At 47.3% G+C, this 16,007-nt stretch carries 16 protein-coding genes; 3 read left to right on the top strand and 13 right to left on the bottom strand.

Annotated features, from left to right (window positions below; translation table 11 throughout):
- Positions 1-77 precede the first annotated feature (77 nt).
- Positions 78-1,955 carry a methyl-accepting chemotaxis protein gene (locus BS617_RS12335; RefSeq protein WP_075173092.1) on the top strand — a complete coding sequence of 626 codons (1,878 nt, stop codon included), beginning with the start codon at positions 78-80 and terminating at the stop codon, positions 1,953-1,955.
- A 42-nt stretch (positions 1,956-1,997) separates the two neighbouring features.
- Here the strand turns inward: BS617_RS12335 and BS617_RS12330 are convergent, their stop codons facing one another.
- The 13 genes from BS617_RS12330 to BS617_RS12270 form a co-directional block, all read right to left on the bottom strand.
- Entirely contained in the window at positions 1,998-2,705 is a 708-nt protein-coding gene (locus tag BS617_RS12330) for a type II secretion system protein N (protein WP_075173091.1), read from the bottom strand.
- A gap of 9 nt (positions 2,706-2,714) precedes the next feature.
- Positions 2,715-3,185, bottom strand: coding sequence for a type II secretion system protein M (locus BS617_RS12325; RefSeq protein ID WP_075173090.1), 471 nt, complete (start codon positions 3,183-3,185; stop codon positions 2,715-2,717).
- A gap of 11 nt (positions 3,186-3,196) precedes the next feature.
- On the bottom strand, positions 3,197-4,351 hold the full coding sequence (gene gspL, locus BS617_RS12320) for a type II secretion system protein GspL (RefSeq protein WP_075173089.1): 1,155 nt from the start codon (positions 4,349-4,351) through the stop codon (positions 3,197-3,199).
- Positions 4,348-5,346 carry a type II secretion system minor pseudopilin GspK gene (gene gspK, locus BS617_RS12315; protein WP_075173088.1) on the bottom strand — a complete coding sequence of 333 codons (999 nt, stop codon included), beginning with the start codon at positions 5,344-5,346 and terminating at the stop codon, positions 4,348-4,350. Before gspK ends, gspL begins: the two co-directional genes overlap by 4 nt.
- A complete protein-coding gene (locus BS617_RS12310) occupies positions 5,343-5,999 on the bottom strand; it encodes a PulJ/GspJ family protein (RefSeq protein WP_075173087.1) in 657 nt (218 codons plus the stop codon). The genes gspK and BS617_RS12310 overlap by 4 nt, the downstream gene beginning before the upstream one ends.
- Complete coding sequence (gene gspI / locus BS617_RS12305; protein ID WP_075173086.1) at positions 5,989-6,342, bottom strand: type II secretion system minor pseudopilin GspI; 354 nt, start codon at positions 6,340-6,342, stop codon at positions 5,989-5,991. The genes BS617_RS12310 and gspI overlap by 11 nt, the downstream gene beginning before the upstream one ends.
- Entirely contained in the window at positions 6,329-6,838 is a 510-nt protein-coding gene (locus BS617_RS12300) for a prepilin-type N-terminal cleavage/methylation domain-containing protein (protein WP_075173085.1), read from the bottom strand. Before BS617_RS12300 ends, gspI begins: the two co-directional genes overlap by 14 nt.
- Complete coding sequence (gene gspG / locus BS617_RS12295) at positions 6,804-7,262, bottom strand: type II secretion system major pseudopilin GspG (protein WP_075173084.1); 459 nt, start codon at positions 7,260-7,262, stop codon at positions 6,804-6,806. Before gspG ends, BS617_RS12300 begins: the two co-directional genes overlap by 35 nt.
- Before the next feature lie 48 nt (positions 7,263-7,310).
- Positions 7,311-8,519: a type II secretion system inner membrane protein GspF gene (gene gspF, locus BS617_RS12290; RefSeq protein ID WP_075173083.1), complete on the bottom strand. Its 1,209-nt coding sequence runs from the start codon at positions 8,517-8,519 to the stop codon at positions 7,311-7,313.
- Positions 8,506-9,996: a type II secretion system ATPase GspE gene (gspE, locus tag BS617_RS12285; protein WP_075173082.1), complete on the bottom strand. Its 1,491-nt coding sequence runs from the start codon at positions 9,994-9,996 to the stop codon at positions 8,506-8,508. The genes gspF and gspE overlap by 14 nt, the downstream gene beginning before the upstream one ends.
- 4 nt (positions 9,997-10,000) lie before the next feature.
- Positions 10,001-12,076 carry a type II secretion system secretin GspD gene (gene gspD, locus BS617_RS12280; RefSeq protein WP_075173081.1) on the bottom strand — a complete coding sequence of 692 codons (2,076 nt, stop codon included), beginning with the start codon at positions 12,074-12,076 and terminating at the stop codon, positions 10,001-10,003.
- On the bottom strand, positions 12,076-12,960 hold the full coding sequence (locus BS617_RS12275) for a type II secretion system protein N (protein WP_075173080.1): 885 nt from the start codon (positions 12,958-12,960) through the stop codon (positions 12,076-12,078). Before BS617_RS12275 ends, gspD begins: the two co-directional genes overlap by 1 nt.
- Before the next feature lie 210 nt (positions 12,961-13,170).
- Positions 13,171-13,692, bottom strand: a complete 522-nt coding sequence (locus tag BS617_RS12270; RefSeq protein ID WP_075173079.1) for a Spy/CpxP family protein refolding chaperone — start codon at positions 13,690-13,692, stop codon at positions 13,171-13,173.
- Positions 13,693-13,875: 183 nt separating this feature from the next.
- Here BS617_RS12270 and BS617_RS12265 point away from each other — a divergent pair, with 183 nt between their 5' ends.
- A complete protein-coding gene (locus BS617_RS12265; protein WP_075173078.1) occupies positions 13,876-14,577 on the top strand; it encodes a response regulator transcription factor in 702 nt (233 codons plus the stop codon).
- A complete protein-coding gene (locus BS617_RS12260; protein WP_075173077.1) occupies positions 14,577-15,938 on the top strand; it encodes a sensor histidine kinase in 1,362 nt (453 codons plus the stop codon). The genes BS617_RS12265 and BS617_RS12260 overlap by 1 nt, the downstream gene beginning before the upstream one ends.
- Positions 15,939-16,007 lie beyond the last annotated feature (69 nt).

Below are 16,007 nucleotides of genomic sequence, written 5' to 3'. Positions count from 1 at the left end.
AGCATTGAGCCTTCATGCCGATGATTGATGCTAACGAGCGCATTTAGCGCAGCACATTCATTTGAGGTAATTGCTTTATGAAGGTATCGCATCGAGTCGCGCTGCTGTCGACAGTTATTGTCATCGTGGCCTTTTCTATATTTTCTATTGTACAGTTTATTAGTGTTCGAAACACGCTCTACCAGCAAGCTGAAATAAGCACCCAAGAAGCTTCTAAAGCGTTGTCAGCACAAGTGACAAACTGGCTTAATGGAAAAATGGCATTGATAGACTCCCTACGGGACATTATTGATGTCGAGTACAGCGAAGAGCGAGTACAGTCATTGTTTTTGGTGCCAAAACTGTCGGAAGAGTTTCTGATGGTTTTTGCTGGTAAGGCATCAGATGGCACGTGGATTTCCAACGATAAAAGCTGGTCCTCGGATAAGGATGCGCGTCAGCGCCCTTGGTATGCCTTAGCTCAGTCACATTCACAAACTGTTTTAACTGACCCATACGTCGATATATCTACCAAAGAGATCATCATTTCGGCTGTCACTAAGTTGACCGATAATGGTCGCTCGCGTGGTTCATTCGGTGGTGATTTAAGTTTGAAAGTTGTATCGGATGCTGTAAATACACTTAACTTTCATGGGAAAGGTTATGCGTTCTTGATGAGTGCAGACGGGACTATTATTTCCCATCCCAATACTGAATTAAACGCAAAACCGGTTGATCAATTGTTTGAAGGGCAACGGCCTAACTTTACGTCGACGATGCAAGAATCAACGGTTGATGGTGTTGATGTCTACACCCTTTTTGAGCCGCTCACCGGCTTGTCCAGTAAGGAATGGTTTATTGGGGTGGTATTAAATAAGTCGCTGGTTATGGCCGAATCGCGCCATTTAGGATGGCTAGCCGTTATTTCAACCATTATTAGTGCGTTGGCTTGCTCACTTATTATTTACTGGGTAGTTACCCGTTTACTTAAGCCTTTGGGTTACTTAAATGGCTCTTTGGTGGAAATAAACCAAGGTGAGGGTGATCTTACCAAGCGCTTAGCCATAACCAGTAAAGACGAGTTTGCGTCCGTGTCTGGTGAGTTCAATCAATTCATTGCATATTTGCAAACGTTAATAGAGCAAATTAAGCGCACATCATCGGCTGTAAGGGAAAAGTCGGGACAAATAGCGGCGTCGGCTTCGGAGTCCGAAAAAGGTTTGTCTAATCAGTTGTTTGAGCTGGAACAACTGGCTACAGCAATGAATGAGATGTCTTCTACGGCCCAAGAAGTGGCTAACAGTGCCCAGCAGGCCGCCGATGCCGCTGAATGTGCTGACAGAGCGACCGAAAAAGGGGTTTCTATTGTTGGCAATACAACCCAAGCGATTGATGCCATGGCCGCTGATATGGATCAGATTGTTGGTACGATTAGCGACTTGAGCGGTTACAGTGACAATATTGAATCTATTCTGACAGTTATTACCGGTATTGCAGAGCAAACCAATCTGCTAGCACTGAATGCGGCGATAGAAGCCGCTCGGGCAGGAGATATGGGGCGTGGCTTTGCTGTAGTTGCCGATGAGGTGAGAGCATTAGCGTCTCGAACTCAAGAGTCAACTGAGCAAATCAGCAACATGATTCAGCAGTTGCAGTCGGGCGTACGCAATGCTCAAACGACAATTAAAGGCAGTCATCAGCGCGCGGCAGAAACCCGAAAAATTGCTAATGATGCCGGTGAGGCGCTACAAGCGATCCGCGATAGTATTGGACAGATTGGTAATATGACGGTGCAAATTGCAACGGCCGCTGAACAGCAAAGTTGCACATCGGAAGAAATTAATCGCAATACGCTTAATATCCGAGAAATATGCCAACAAGTGTCCGAAGGTGTTGCTGTCCAAGCCCGTCATAGTGAATCGATGAAATCAATGACTGAGCAACAAGACCAATCATTAGGCCGCTTTAAAGTCTGATAAACCTATCATGATCAAAGGCCGCTGTTGGCCTTTGATCATTTATAGGTTGCCCCTTTCACGAACCGTAAAACGCTGATCTTCAGGGGAGCCTCCTAGCAAACCTGACAGTTGTTGACGTAAAGCAGGATCCCGGCTGAGTAATTGAGCATTAAATTGGTAGCCTCCTTTGGGTGTCAACAAAGCGCTGCCTGTAAGCTGTATAGGGGACTCTTGGTTACGAAAGGAGGCGCTGTAATTCTCGCCTTCACAGGTGACTTGCACGTCAATTATGCCAAATGGAAGCCCCATCATCGACGTGTTTTCTAGCGTCATCGCCCCTTGGGTTTGTCGGCATTGGTCGGCGCTCACCTGTTCTAATTGAGCTGAAACGTCACTGCTGATGGTATTTAACAAAGGATTCCATTGCGCCAAGTGTTGCGTGTTAGTGCTAATAGCCAGAGAATTGAGTGTAGACAATGACCAAACTTTGGCTGCTGCAAATCCCGTCACCGACTCGTTAATCAATGTGAAATTCCAGCCTAAGCCTCCTGTTAATAAGGCCATAGGGCTAAAGCGCCATGTGACCTTACCTGTGTCCATATTGCCAACCGATAAATCGGCTTCACCCTGCCATATTGAGCCCTCAATGTTAGTGAGCTCAGCCCCTTGTAGTTGATCATCAACTAACGAGTATAAGAAATGTGCTGGTGTGCTGATGCCAAAACTAATAATAAAAATAAACATGAGTAAAACAATGATACGTTTCATACTGGCTAGCTACCTACCTGTGGTCAGCGTTAAACGCACATTAACGCGTCCTGCTGTTGTGGGGTTTAACTGGATCTGATCTAGGGTGATACCGCGAGTAGTGAGAGAGCCTAGAACGGTTAATAACTGATCAAAAGACACCTGATCCGCCCACATGCTCAGCTCGTTTTCCTGGTTAGATTGTATGCGGTTAATGCTAATTTTTTGTCGCGTAAACGCTTGTGTTGCTTCTTGTCGTAGGGAGCCTGCAGCCAATGCGTTGGGTGCATTGCTTTGTTGACTATTTAAGCTCATTGCTGCTTGTTGCATCCATGCCAAGTCGGCTTGTTTGCGTTCCAGCTGCTGTGTAAGTTGCTGCTGGCGTTCCAGTTGCGGGTTCACAATAGCTAACCAAATGATGAGCAGCGCAACAATCGGAGCGGCTATTAATAAGGTTTGTTGGTCCTTTCGATTCAGAGCGGCAAAGCGTTCTTTTAACATGTCGATAATCCTTATTGCGCTCTAATGGTTAGTAGACCGCTAACGCCATCTTGACTGCGGGTTAGTGTACCCAAATCGGCTGTTAACCCAGCTTGCGTTATGGCGCTGTTTATTTGCTCAATCGTGGCGTAATCCTTGGCTTGTAACTGCAAGCGTAAGAGATCAGGAGATTGGCTAAAGCGTAAGTTTTGCACGCTCACACCGTCTTGTTTGAGGTGTGGTGCAGCCATGGCTAACCATTCAATAAAGAGCGCTCCGTCACCGCCTTGGGAAAGCTGTTTCAAGGCGCCTCGCATTTGACTAACAGGGTTGGTAATTCGGCGAGCATCAGGGAAGCTCGTCTGATAAATCCCTTTCATGGCGGTGTCTAGCTGATCAATTTGTCGTTGCATCTGCAGGTTATCGACAATAAGGCCAATAAAGCTGACGAGCAGTAACGCGGCGGTGGCAATGAGAGGAAGCTTAAAGGTAGAAAGCCATTTTTTCGCTGCATGTTGCGATTGGTATTGGTTACACAGTAAGTTTATTGGCAACTGCTTTAACGAGAAGTGTGCCGCACCGTGTGTAAGAAAGGCCTGCGGGGAAAGAGGCTCCGCTAACGTGGTTGATGCTAATCGAGCAGCTAATGCTTGATAGGTTGCAGGGCTGACACTGGCATGAATATCGGCCGTATGAAGCAATACGTGATCGCCTACTGGGATAGCTGTTTCACCGTCTTGCGTGCTAGAGAGCAGTTCAAAATCGGCTGTGATAATTGAAGGAGTTATGGCGTGTTCCGTTAGCCAATCAATCCAAGACTGCAAAACGCAATGCTCGATTGCTAAGCCTGTTATAGCTCCGTCCTTGTACTCCCCTGGCGCAACATGTATCTGCTCTATTGGGGTGCTGATTTGTTCCTCGATCATAAATGGCAAGCTATTCACCAGCGCTCGCTGCTTACTAGGGAGCGCTTGCTTAAACCATCGAACCTGATGCCCCGGTACTAAAAGAATAGTCATGGCCTGAGAGGCGAGAGAGGAAAGAGCTGAGAAGGACGTATTTTCTTCTGTTTGAGTGACCTCAATGGAGCCTTGCTCGACGGAAGTTTTAGAGGCCGTGTTGTACAGCACCCAATCTACTTGTCGGGGAGGGAACTGCTGCGGGCGTATAAACAGAATGCTACTCAAGGGGTTACTCCATAACGTCGGCTGATAACATGGGTGGTGTCATCCTCATCAATGCGCAATAGTGAGATCAGCCGAAAAGGTGCGGTTCCTAAGACAACTTGTGTGTCTAGTTTAAAATAATGGCGCGCTAACGTGAAACTGGCCTCAACGCTATCGTCGACTTCACTCAATGCCGGGTCAGCCCAAAATGCGGCTAGCTCAGCATAGCCATCATCAGGGCGGCTCTCAATTACGCTGAGAGCTTGATTCTCGTCTAACAGGCCTTGTGTTAACACGCTCAGCAGGTAAGCATCGTCAGCGGTTAAATCGTTGGGGTTGATAGCCAGTGTATTATCGTCAGGGCGAATACATAAAAAGGGAAGAATGGCTTGTTGTTCGTCTTCATTTAACACATCTAATGCGCCGAGTTCTGCGCTAGCCAGCATTGTGCTGTTGGGTGGTTGTTGTGGAGGTGTTTGACCGCTATAAAAAAGTGATTCGGCACCGTAGGGCGTTTTTGGTTGAGTATCTGGGTCGATCCAGTCCGCCGCGCGTTGTAAAAGTTGGGTAATGGTTGCGCCGGATATTTGGGCTTTGTTTTCGAGAAAGTAAGTCCATACATTTTTATTTAAGAGGCTACGCGCATCTGGGTTTTCAAAAGTAATATCTAAACTGTTGATATTAAGGCAGGTATGCAAAGGTGTGAGTTGATAGCTCACCATACCTGTATGACCATCGCCGCTAACGGGGAAGGTCACTTGAGTGTCTGTCGCTTCTAAGAGGCTCTTTTCTTTAAGATCAGCCAAGGTGCTTAAGGCGTAAACTTCCCCTCCTCGAGCGAACCAGTAGGCTTGTCGCATATCCTTTAAGGTGACATGTTGATTTGCGCTAAATTGAACGGTGCCTGTAATAGTGGTCGCTAAAATGGTGATGATTGCCATGAGGCCGAGCACTAAAATCAGCGCCACTCCGCGTTGTGCCTTTGCGGACGCATGGGTGTAAAGGGCCTTCTTCATGAGTCGGCTCCGGTACGCAGCATGCTGACTAGCTCGAGATGTTGCCAGCGATCACTTTCAGCTTCGAATCGAATAGCCCCCAATGGTGTAGAACCTGTACTCTCGGTTGCGTCTGAAAGTTGCTCACCCCAGTCATCATAAAGAAAGTACAAACGAGCCTGTGATAAACGTGTAAAGAGTGTGTTTTGATACCAATGATCTTCATCAATAGGCATACCGACAGGGGATGAATATCGGACTAAATTATTAGATTCTAGGACATAACGCACGCGTTCGAGCTGGTCGCTGTTAAGGCTATTAGCTGGCCCAGTAGTATGTAAAGCCAAGGGCTGTTCATGCAGCCTAGTAAACTCTATCAACAAGCCGGGGACGCTGGAGTCTTCGGCGGTCAGGAAGCTGTTTTCTCCCCTGACAACCAGTTGGTCAAAGTCGCTTTGAATGATGCGTAAACCTCGATCTAAACGCTCTAACTCACTGGCGTGATCTGTAATCTGTTGGCTATTTTGTATCATGGCACCCAGTAACTGCGCGCTAATTAATCCAATAATTGCCGTTATAGCCACAGCTATGACAAGCTCGATGAGTGTCATACCGGTTTGTAACTGGCGGTCACGGTTACTACTAACCCGTTGCACTGGCGGCTTACTCGTCATGTCGAAAACCTGTCAATGTTGCGAGTATATAGTCGGGTTGAGCCGGTTGACTCACCTTTACTGTTACACGCTGGAAATTAGCAAGCTCTGTGGTTGCGCGTGTGGCTTTCCAATAAAAGCGCTGCCCGGCAAAGTTGATTTCACCATCCAGTGCTTCTTGCGTGCCTAGCAGTAGTAAGCTGAGTTGGTTGTGAGCTACCCAGCCAGCATGTTGGCGAACTTCAAGCTGTTGTGCTGTATCGGTAGCTTGGCCTGCCGTACGTGATAGAGCAGCAGCGGCCACGGCGAGTATAAAAAGAGCGACCATGACTTCGAGGAGCGTAAAGCCTTTATTCTTGATCATGGGCATCCGCTCTAGCGTAGGGATCAGTGAGTGTTGATGTAGTATCTTGGTCACTTATCTCCAGAGTAAAAGGGCTTAATAGTCCATCTGGCGCGGCTAAAATTTGTGGGCCTTGTGCCTCATCTGAAAGCCGTTGGTCTTCGCCTTTGACACTGAGGGATATCACCAATTCCGGTGGTAGTACATAAGGTGACTCAGTTGTGATGACATTCCATTCGGAGTCGCGGTAATGCCACCGTTGGTAGCTATTATTTTCGAAACTCAGCCCGTACCAATTTTGTTTGGCTATGGCTTGTCTGCTAATCGTTAACAATTGTTCTCGTACTTCATCAATTGCATCGTTAGCCGTATAAGCGCGCTCGGTGGGGCGCAGCGTGAGCATAACTGCCGCTGATAGCAAACCGACGAGCGTGACAATAACCAGCAGCTCGAGCAGCGTAAAACCGCGCGAGCGTTGCAGGTTACCAGTTGCCGATATCGGCAGCTTGACCTTCACCACCGTTATCTCCATCAGCGCCGAAGGAATACAGGTCAAATGCACCATGTTCGCCGGGCTGGACGTATTGGTAAGGATTACCCCACGGGTCGTTAGGTAGGCGTTTAATATAGCCGTTTGGGCGATAGTTCTTAGGCTCAGGGCTAATGGTAGGGCGTGAAGCCAGAGCTTCAATGCCTTGGTCGGTCGTTGGATAAACAAAATTATCCAGCTTGTACATGTCTAACGCTTGCTCTAGTGCTGAGATGTCGGCCCGGGCTTTTTCCGCCATGGCGCGGTCTTGGTTGTCCAATACATTGGGTGCCACAATAGCAACAAGCAGGCCTAAAATGACAACCACAACCATGATTTCAAGTAGCGTAAAGCCGCGTTCTTTTGTACGCGGGTGGACGGGCTGTTGTGGTTGCCCAAGTGTTGTGTTCATTGTTAACTCCTTTCTCATTAAACCTAAAAGCGAAGCCGCTTAGCAGATTTAGAACTGTGTTAAGTTATTGAGCTGTAAAATAGGCAATAAAATGGCGAGTACAATGGCGAGTACCAGTACGCCAAAAACAATAATCAGTAACGGCTCTAGCAGCTTTGTGGTGATATTGATCATGCCTGTTAGTAAGTTCTCTTGTTGACGAGCGGCATGCTCAAGCGCTGTGCCGAGTTCTCCACTGTGTTCGCCGTTAGCAATCATGTAGACGGATATAGGCGGGAACACCCCGCTATCATTTAACGTTTTGCTGAGCAATTGGCCTTCGCGGACTCGGTCCGTAGCCTCGCTTACGGCGTTACGTATGACGCGGTTGTTTAAGGTTTCTTGGCTTATCCGTAACGCGTCGAGCAGCGGGGAGCCACTGGTCACCATTATACTGAGCGTGTTGAGTAATCTAGCCGTCTCTAAGTTAGTAATAAGGTTGCCTAAAATAGGTAATTTGAGCATGCCTGCATGCACGCGCAATCGAAATGCAGGCTTTTTAAGACAATGTCGCCATACCCAAATGCCTGCAAATACGGCGACAAGAACCATCCAGCCTTGATGGATGATGAAGTCTGAGCTGGCAATCATGATACGTGTTAGCAACGGAAGCTCTTGTCCACGGCCATCAAATTGTTCGACGACTTTGGGGACAACATAGGCCATGAGCAGCGTGATCACACCTAAGGCCACAATGGTGAGCACGATGGGGTAAATGGCGGCCTGCGATACTGTGTTGCGCAACTGTTGTGTGCGCTCGGTATAGTCCGCTAGTCGCATCAGTACTTTAGCGAGATCACCAGAGTGCTCACCGGCTGAGATTAAGGCGCAATAAATCGGTGGGAATACGCGTGGGTGATCTCGCAAGCTGTCCGCCAGCGTATGCCCTTCTAAAATTTTGCTACGTACCGCTTGTAGTGTGCGTTTAAGTGCTTTGTTATTGGTTTGGTTTGCACTCACCTGAATAGCTTCCTCTAAGGGGGTTGCTGACTGGATAAGCGCGGCAAATTGTTGGGTGAAAAGTGATAAATCGCGAGTAGAAACTCGGCCGCCGCCACGTTTGCTTGTGGTGCCTCGTTTATGGTTTTCGTGCAGATTAATCGGCATTAACTGCTTGTCGCGCAATTGTTGGCGAGCATGTCGTTCAGAGTCGGCGTCTAGAAACCCTTTCAGCTTTTTACCTTGAGGGTTAACGGCTTGGTATTCAAAGGATGGCATGGTCGGCAGACTCCTTGACCATACGAAGTACTTCCGCCGGTGAAGTTACACCAGCAAGTACCAAATCCCGACCTTGATCCAGCATGGTTACCAAGGTTTTGTTAGCGTATTCCGCCATTTTATGTTCGCCTGCGCAGTCATGTATCAAGCGTGACAGTGGACGGTCAATGACGAGCATTTCATAAATGCCTTTACGGCCTGCGTATCCCGTGTGGTTGCATTGGTCGCAGCCAGCATTTTCAAAAACCAGACGTTGACTAATTTGACTGTCGCCTAATGCGCGAGCATCTTCATCCGTGAGGCGGTATTGCGTTCGGCAGTGTTGGCACAAAGTACGCACTAAGCGCTGTGCTAAAACTCCCTTAACCGCTGAGGCTATGAGATAAGGTTCTACACCGATGTCCATTAATCGGGTGATTGCACCCAGTGAGTCATTAGTGTGTAGGGTTGATAAGACGAGGTGCCCCGTCAAGCTGGCTTGTACGGCGATCTGAGCCGTTTCCGGGTCACGTATTTCGCCGATCATGACGACATCAGGGTCTTGGCGCAAAATAGCACGTAAGCCTTTGGCAAAGGTCATACCGCTTTTGGTGTTTACGGGCGTTTGGCCTATACCTTCCAGTGCATACTCAACCGGATCTTCTACAGTAAGAATGTTGCGGCTGCGATCATTGATCATCGACAAGCCAGCATACAGGGTTGTGGTCTTACCTGAGCCTGTGGGGCCAGTTACCAGTATGATCCCGTTGGGTTGTGCTAGAAGCTCTGTTAACGAGGCCAGTGTATCTGACGGCATACCTAAATGCGTTAGATCCATGCGCGAGGCTTGCTTGTCGAGTAAGCGCATAACAACACGTTCACCATGGATGGAGGGCATAGTGGATATACGTACATCCAATGCTTTGCCTGCCATTTTGAGCGAGACCCTACCATCTTGCGGCACCCGTCTTTCAGCAATGTCGAGCTTCGCCATAACTTTAATGCGAGAAATAAGCAAAGGCGCTAGCGCACGGTTGGGTTTGAGTACTTCTTGTAAAACACCGTCAACTCGTAGCCGAACAGACATGCTATTTTCGAAAGTTTCTAAGTGTATATCGGAAGCTTGCTGGCGCAGTGCTTCGGCAAATAAGGCATTAATCAAGCGTATGACGGGGGCATCGTCTTGAGCATCTAACAGGTCTTCAGACTCTGGAATGCTTGAGGCAAGGGCGTCTAAGTCGATAACTTCGTTAATATCGGAGATATTTTCGAGCGAGTTATCGGCGGCTTGATAGGCAAGGCTTATGGCATCTTTTAGCTCATCAACAGGCACGAGTTTTAGCTGCATCTGATTTGCATAAAGCCGATCTACCTCTAGCAATGCTTCGGTGCTTGTGTCCGTGGAGTAGCTAACATTGGCTACTCCCTCATCGTTAATGAGGGCTAAAATAATATGCTTGCGTGCAAAGCTGTAACTAAAGGCAGGTTGAACGGCCATGGGATTAGAAATCTCCATCCAGCCGTTGGAATATGTCGCCTCTATTGTTAGTCGTTTGCTTTGTTGTGCTTGCTGGCGCTTTGGGTGTTGGCTGAGCCGGCTCTTTTGGAGGGGCCGCTGCTACTGGTTTGCTGGTATTTTCTTGCGGCATTGGACTAGTCTGACTTTGCTCCCAAGCCGGCAGTGATGGGGTGTGTCCATCAGGGAATAAGTTATCTCGTTGGCTATTGAGCACTTGCCTTGCATGAATGTAATTATATTTTTCGCGGCTGATTTCGGTAGCCGCAAAACGATCGCGTATGATTGTTGGGCGTATAAAGACCATTAAGGTGCGTTTTTCTCGGGTGCTGGTATCTGAGCGAAATGCACGGCCAACGAATGGTATGTCGCCTAATAAAGGGACTTTATAGCTTGTGTCCTGTACGTCTTCATTAATCAGGCCACCTAATACGAGTGTCGCGCCATCATCGACTAACACGGTGGTTGATATAACGCGCTTGTTGGTAATGATATCGGAAGCAACAGCGCCTGAAAGTGATGACACTTCTTGCTCCAATGTTAATCGAATCGCATCCCCTTCATTGATTTGCGGCGTTACTTTTAGCATAACGCCAATGTCCTTTCGCTCAATTGTTTGGAAGGGGTTGGTATTGTCAGAGCTAGCGGTAGATCCGGTGATGATAGGTACTTCTTGGCCCACTTGAATATACGCTTCTTCGTTATCCATGGTGACTAGGCTAGGTGTTGATAATACGTTTGAGTCAGTATCTTCGTCTAACGCGTTCAAAAAAGCGGCAAAACTAAAGCCATTACTGTTGAACTGACCAATTCCCACGGATAAGCCGTTCCCAACGAGGGAGGTTGAAGCCGAGTCAGACGTTGCCGCGGCCACAATATCTACAATGCCTGAGGTGTTGTCTGTGGATAAGTTGACGGCGCCTAGCGGTGTGGTTGAGCCATCATCGGCATCAAAAAATAGCCATTGGACACCTAGCTCTCGAGAGGCATCTTCTGAAACCTCGGCAATAATCGCTTCTACTAGAACTTGAGCACGACGAATATCGAGTTTAGTAATAACATCTTCAATGGTTTTAATAATATGTGGGCTGCCAGACATAACGATCGTATTGGTCTGATCATGAGCATCGATGTGGAGACTGCTTTGAGAGGTAGAGGCGGCGCCGGCTTGCTGTCCTGTTTCTTCTTTAATAATTGTATCGCTAATTCCCTGAAGTACGGGGACAAGGTCGCTAGCTTTGGCATATTTTAAATAAACGACACGTGTATTTGAGTTGGTTTGTACCTCGCTGTCTAATTCTTTGGCTATGCGCCCAATACGGCTTCGGGTGGTTGCGTCAGCCTTTACAATGAGGGTGTTTGTTCGTTTATCAGAAGTAATCATCGGCGCTGGACCGGACTTATCTTTCTGAGTCTCGTTCATAAGACTGGTAAGAATGCGCTCCATTTCACTAGCCGATGCGTTACTGAGAGGGATAAGCTCTAAAGTCTGGGAATCGGCTTGGTCAACTTGCCCGATAATTTGCGCTATGCGTCGTACGTTAGACGCGCGGTCGGTAATTAAAATGACATTGGAGGTGTCATACGCTGCGATAATCCCTAGGCGGTTGTCTATCAATGGACGTAACGTGGCAGCGAGCTGATTCGCGTTGACGTTGCGGACTTCTACGACGCGAGTCACAATTTCTTCGCTACTGCGTTCTGGTATGAGCTGGGATACGTCCGACCCTTCTAATTTAGCGCCCTGAGAGGGAATCACTTTTAATATATTGCTACCCGCATCCACGACGGAATAACCATTAATACCCAGCTGAACGAGGAAAATTTCGTAAAGCTCTTGTTCTGTCAGTGTTGAGGGGCTTTGAATATCCACTTTGCCACGAACTTTGTCATCGGTAATGATTGTTTTGCCCGTCATTTTGGAGATGGTGCTAATAAACTCTCGAATATCAACGCCACGCATATCTAGCGTGTACTCTTCCGCTAAGGTGGTTAGGCTTGAGCTCAAAAGGGCGAGAGTAAGCAATAGCGGAGTGAGCGCGCGTGGGGTAAACATTTTCATTACAACTTGATATCCATATTGATTGCCTGGCCATCTCTGTCGAGTGTAAGGGATACAGAGCTAGCGCTTTGAAGCAGCTGGTAAAGGGAGGTGATGTCCAGTGATGACACGGGAGTATTATCGATATGCGTAACAATATCGCCGGCATTAATCCCCGATGTAGCCAGTAATCTTTTATCAGGGCCGGCTGAAATTCGATAACCTTTTAAGCTCCCCCCAGCATTGACGGGGCTTAGCATCATAAATTTGCTCAATGACAAGGGGTTAGTCATTAAGGTGGTTTTCGGGTCGTTGCCGACTAGGCGACGAAAACGCGTAGAGGTTAAGTCGATAGTTTTGTCGAGCGTAGTATCGCTTGCTACAGAAGACGTTCGGCTTTCTACGCCTTGGCTCACTGCTTTCTCTTTAGGTAGCAGGAGCTTTTCGGGCTCGCCATTATTGTAAATAATGACATGATCTGTATCGATTGCGGCTAAGGAAACTTCACGACCACCTTTTTTGCCAATGATTTCATCGACAAGGTAAGCGCCTTGTTTTCCTTCGTAATTAATGACAGCAACGCTGTTGGTTCCGTGAACTAAGCCTAGCAATTGTATGTTAAGTCGCGTTTGTTTGATGTTGTCTTGAGGAGGCAGGGCTTGGGGCGCTATTTGGGCAGCAATAGCTTGGCCAAACAGGTGCTGTTGCCTAATACTATTGATGGCCTCATTGAGGATTTTATGGGTACTTGTCGTGTCGGACGTTGTCCTGTTTACGGAAAGCGTTGACGACACAGAGTTTGGCAATGAAAGGCCTATAATTTTCCATGTCAGCTGCGAGAGTGCGATAGCGCATGCGCAAGCAATCAGCAAAAAAAGCAGCAAACTTATCCGTTTGAGTGACATCTTAGAGCGGCATCCCTTTTAAAATCCTCGAGCTATGATAATTCAGACCGGAGATTCTTGCTAATTCTTATGACAATAAGATGACTAAAAGGGAAAAGGCTTTAAATTGTCTGTTTGTGGCGTCTTTTGTGTAGCTTAAAGGTTTGTTTTTAACAAAAAAAAGGCCTGGTACCTTATAAAGGAACACAGGCCTTTGCACATGGAGACTGATTAGCTCATTGGTTGTTCTGGACGCGGCCCTTTACCGCGTTCGCCACGATCGCCTTTGTGCTTCATAGCATCTTCAAATTTGTCTAACTGCTCAGGGGTTAGAATCTTCGCAATGTCAGCTTTCATGCTGGCACGTTCATCAATTTTCTCGACGGCTAGGCTGGCTGCTAGCTCTTTAGCTGATTGAAGGTCTTGATTATAGGTATCGCTGGTTGAGTCTAAATCGCGCAAGGTTTCATGTAACGTGCGTGTTTTGTCCATCATTGCTTGACGCTGTTCTGCACGGTCTTTGAACAAATCCGCTAGTGAATCTTGCTGCTCTTTACTTAAGTCGAGACGTTTAGACATGCGTTCAATCATGCGCTCACCAGGCTCTCCACGGTCGCCTTTCTTATCGAATTTTCCGTGTTTATCACCGCGAGGGCCTTGGCAGTCATCGCCTTTATGTTTGCCGTCGGCAAGTGCCAGTGTGCCCATCATTAATGTTGGAATAGCGAGTAAAGTAATGAGTGTCTTTTTCATGGTGTATCTCCTTGTTCAAATGATGGAGCTATTGTGTACCAAGGCAATGCTAAGTTGGGTTTCATGCTTGTAAAGTTAGGTAAAGGGTTGAAGAGGGCGTAGTTGGAGTGATTTTTTACGCGCTACAATGTCTTATATTAAGTGAGTGGCACATCTAACGTTGCCACGAAGAAAGGAATAAGCATGAGTGACGCACATATAATACTGGTTGATGATGACATCGAATTAACAGAGCTGTTGGGTGATTACTTAACCGCTGAAGGCTTAACCATCTCTATTGCAAATAGTGGTGAAGAGGCATTGAGCTTATTTAAAGAGGGTGCTCAATTTGATTTGGCGGTGTTTGATATCATGATGCCAGGGATTTCAGGATTGGAGTTGCTACAGCAACTGAGACCATCCGTGCAGGTTCCCGTCATTATGCTAACAGGGCGTGGCGGCGATATTGATCGAATTCTCGGCTTGGAAATGGGGGCTGATGATTATTTGTCAAAACCCTGTAATCCTCGTGAATTATTGGCGCGGATTCGTTCGGTGCTAAGACGCAGTCGTCTAACGGAGCAACCAGCGACTGATGCCGTGCTCAGTTACGCTCAGATCACGCTCGACCCATCCCGCCGGCAAGTAATGTGTGGCGACGAGGTGATCGAATTAACCAGTGCCGAATTTAATGTGCTACACCAGTTTATGCAGCATCCTGGGGAAATCCTGAGTAAGTCGAAATTAACGGAAATTGTTTTGCATCGCCCCCTAACTCCTTATGACCGGGCTATTGATGTTCACGTAAGCCGTGTTCGTCAAAAAGTGGGCGCTTTTTTGGGGGATAAGGAGTTTATAAAAACAGTCCGAGGTGAAGGTTATTTATTAGTGAGGGACGATGTTTAATGCGTCTTAATCGGCTATTTTGGAAAATCTTTCTTGCGGTTTGGTTAACGAGCTTGAGCGTTATTATCGTGACCGTCATCGTGATCGGTGAAGTGGCTGAACGTAATAGTGCCCGACGCATGAACGAGTATAGAGCAACAGAGATGGCTCAAATCATTATAGAGCGCTTAGAAGCTGGTGCTGTTTATAACCCAGATGCTGTGGAAGATAAGCCTGCTGTTGATTTTGGTGTGCCACCACCGCCACCGAACTTTTTTGATGACCGCGATCGTCCGGAAAACGGCAAACGACATCGCGCCCCTTTACCTTTGTTAATCTATAACGATAAAGGCAATCTGGTTTATGGCCGCGAAAATAAACAGGTATTTGCCAACTCACTTAAATTCAGCATAACGGCAGATACCGGTAAATACCGAGTCATTGTGCCTAGCGGTAAAGTGAGTAATTCGGTTAATCGTTTGCTGGGGTTGCTGTTCTCATTTCAGAGCGTATTTATTCTTATCGGCTCTTTAGTTGCCAGTCTGTTGCTGTCTTTTGTGGTTGTGAGGCCGGTAAACCGTTTGCGCCGTCATGTTAAGCAATTTCATAATGGTGATCATTTAATGCAAATTGAGCCCGCTTTGCTGGGGCGCGGTGATGAAATAGGTGAGTTAGCCCGAGAGTTTGATGTGATGGCAGGCTATGTAGAACGCATGCTGCAGGGCCAGCAGCGCTTATTTGAAGATGTCTCACATGAGCTACGTGCTCCTTTAGCTCGTTTGCAAGCGGCATCGGGGCTGGCTGAGCAAAAATTAGGTACTGACGATAAAATTGTTAATCGCATGAATATGGAATGCGAACGCTTAAGTCGCTTAATTGATGAAATGCTATCGTTAGCTCGATTGGACCACATTGATGCGCGCCAAGGGACATTTGATGTCGTGGAGCAAATACGCTCCGAAATCGATGATGTTAGTTTTTCGCAACCTGATCGGCCAGTTAAGCTGTTGATCGCCAATAAAGGTGATTCAAAAAGCCATTGGGTGGGGCTGGGTAACGGGGAGCTTTTTTCGCGTGCGCTAGGCAATGTTGTCGGAAATATATTAAAGCATACTGAACCGGACTGTCGTGTTGATATAGAAGTGAGCATTCCTAAGGCGCATCGTATTCGTGTCGTTATTACAGACTATGGGACCGGAGTACCTGAGGATACCTTATCATCCCTGTTTGAGCCGTTCTATCGACAAAGCCAGCGTACCAAAGGTTACGGTTTAGGGTTGAGCATAGCTAAGCGAGCTGCTGAACGCCTAGGAGGATATATACTAGCCGAAAATGTTGAAGGGAAAGGTTTGTCCGTGACGATAGAAGTGCCTTCACGCTAGCGGTTAGTCTTTACGCAAGTGCTGTGATTAGCGGAACAAAAAGCACCAATCTATCCGCTCTAAAGAATA

It is taken from the genome of Neptunomonas phycophila (assembly GCF_001922575.1).
GTDB classification, from domain to species: Bacteria; Pseudomonadota; Gammaproteobacteria; order Pseudomonadales; family Balneatricaceae; genus Neptunomonas; species Neptunomonas phycophila.
Note: the sequence above shows the minus strand (reverse complement) of the source record. Positions and strands in the feature narration are given on the sequence as shown.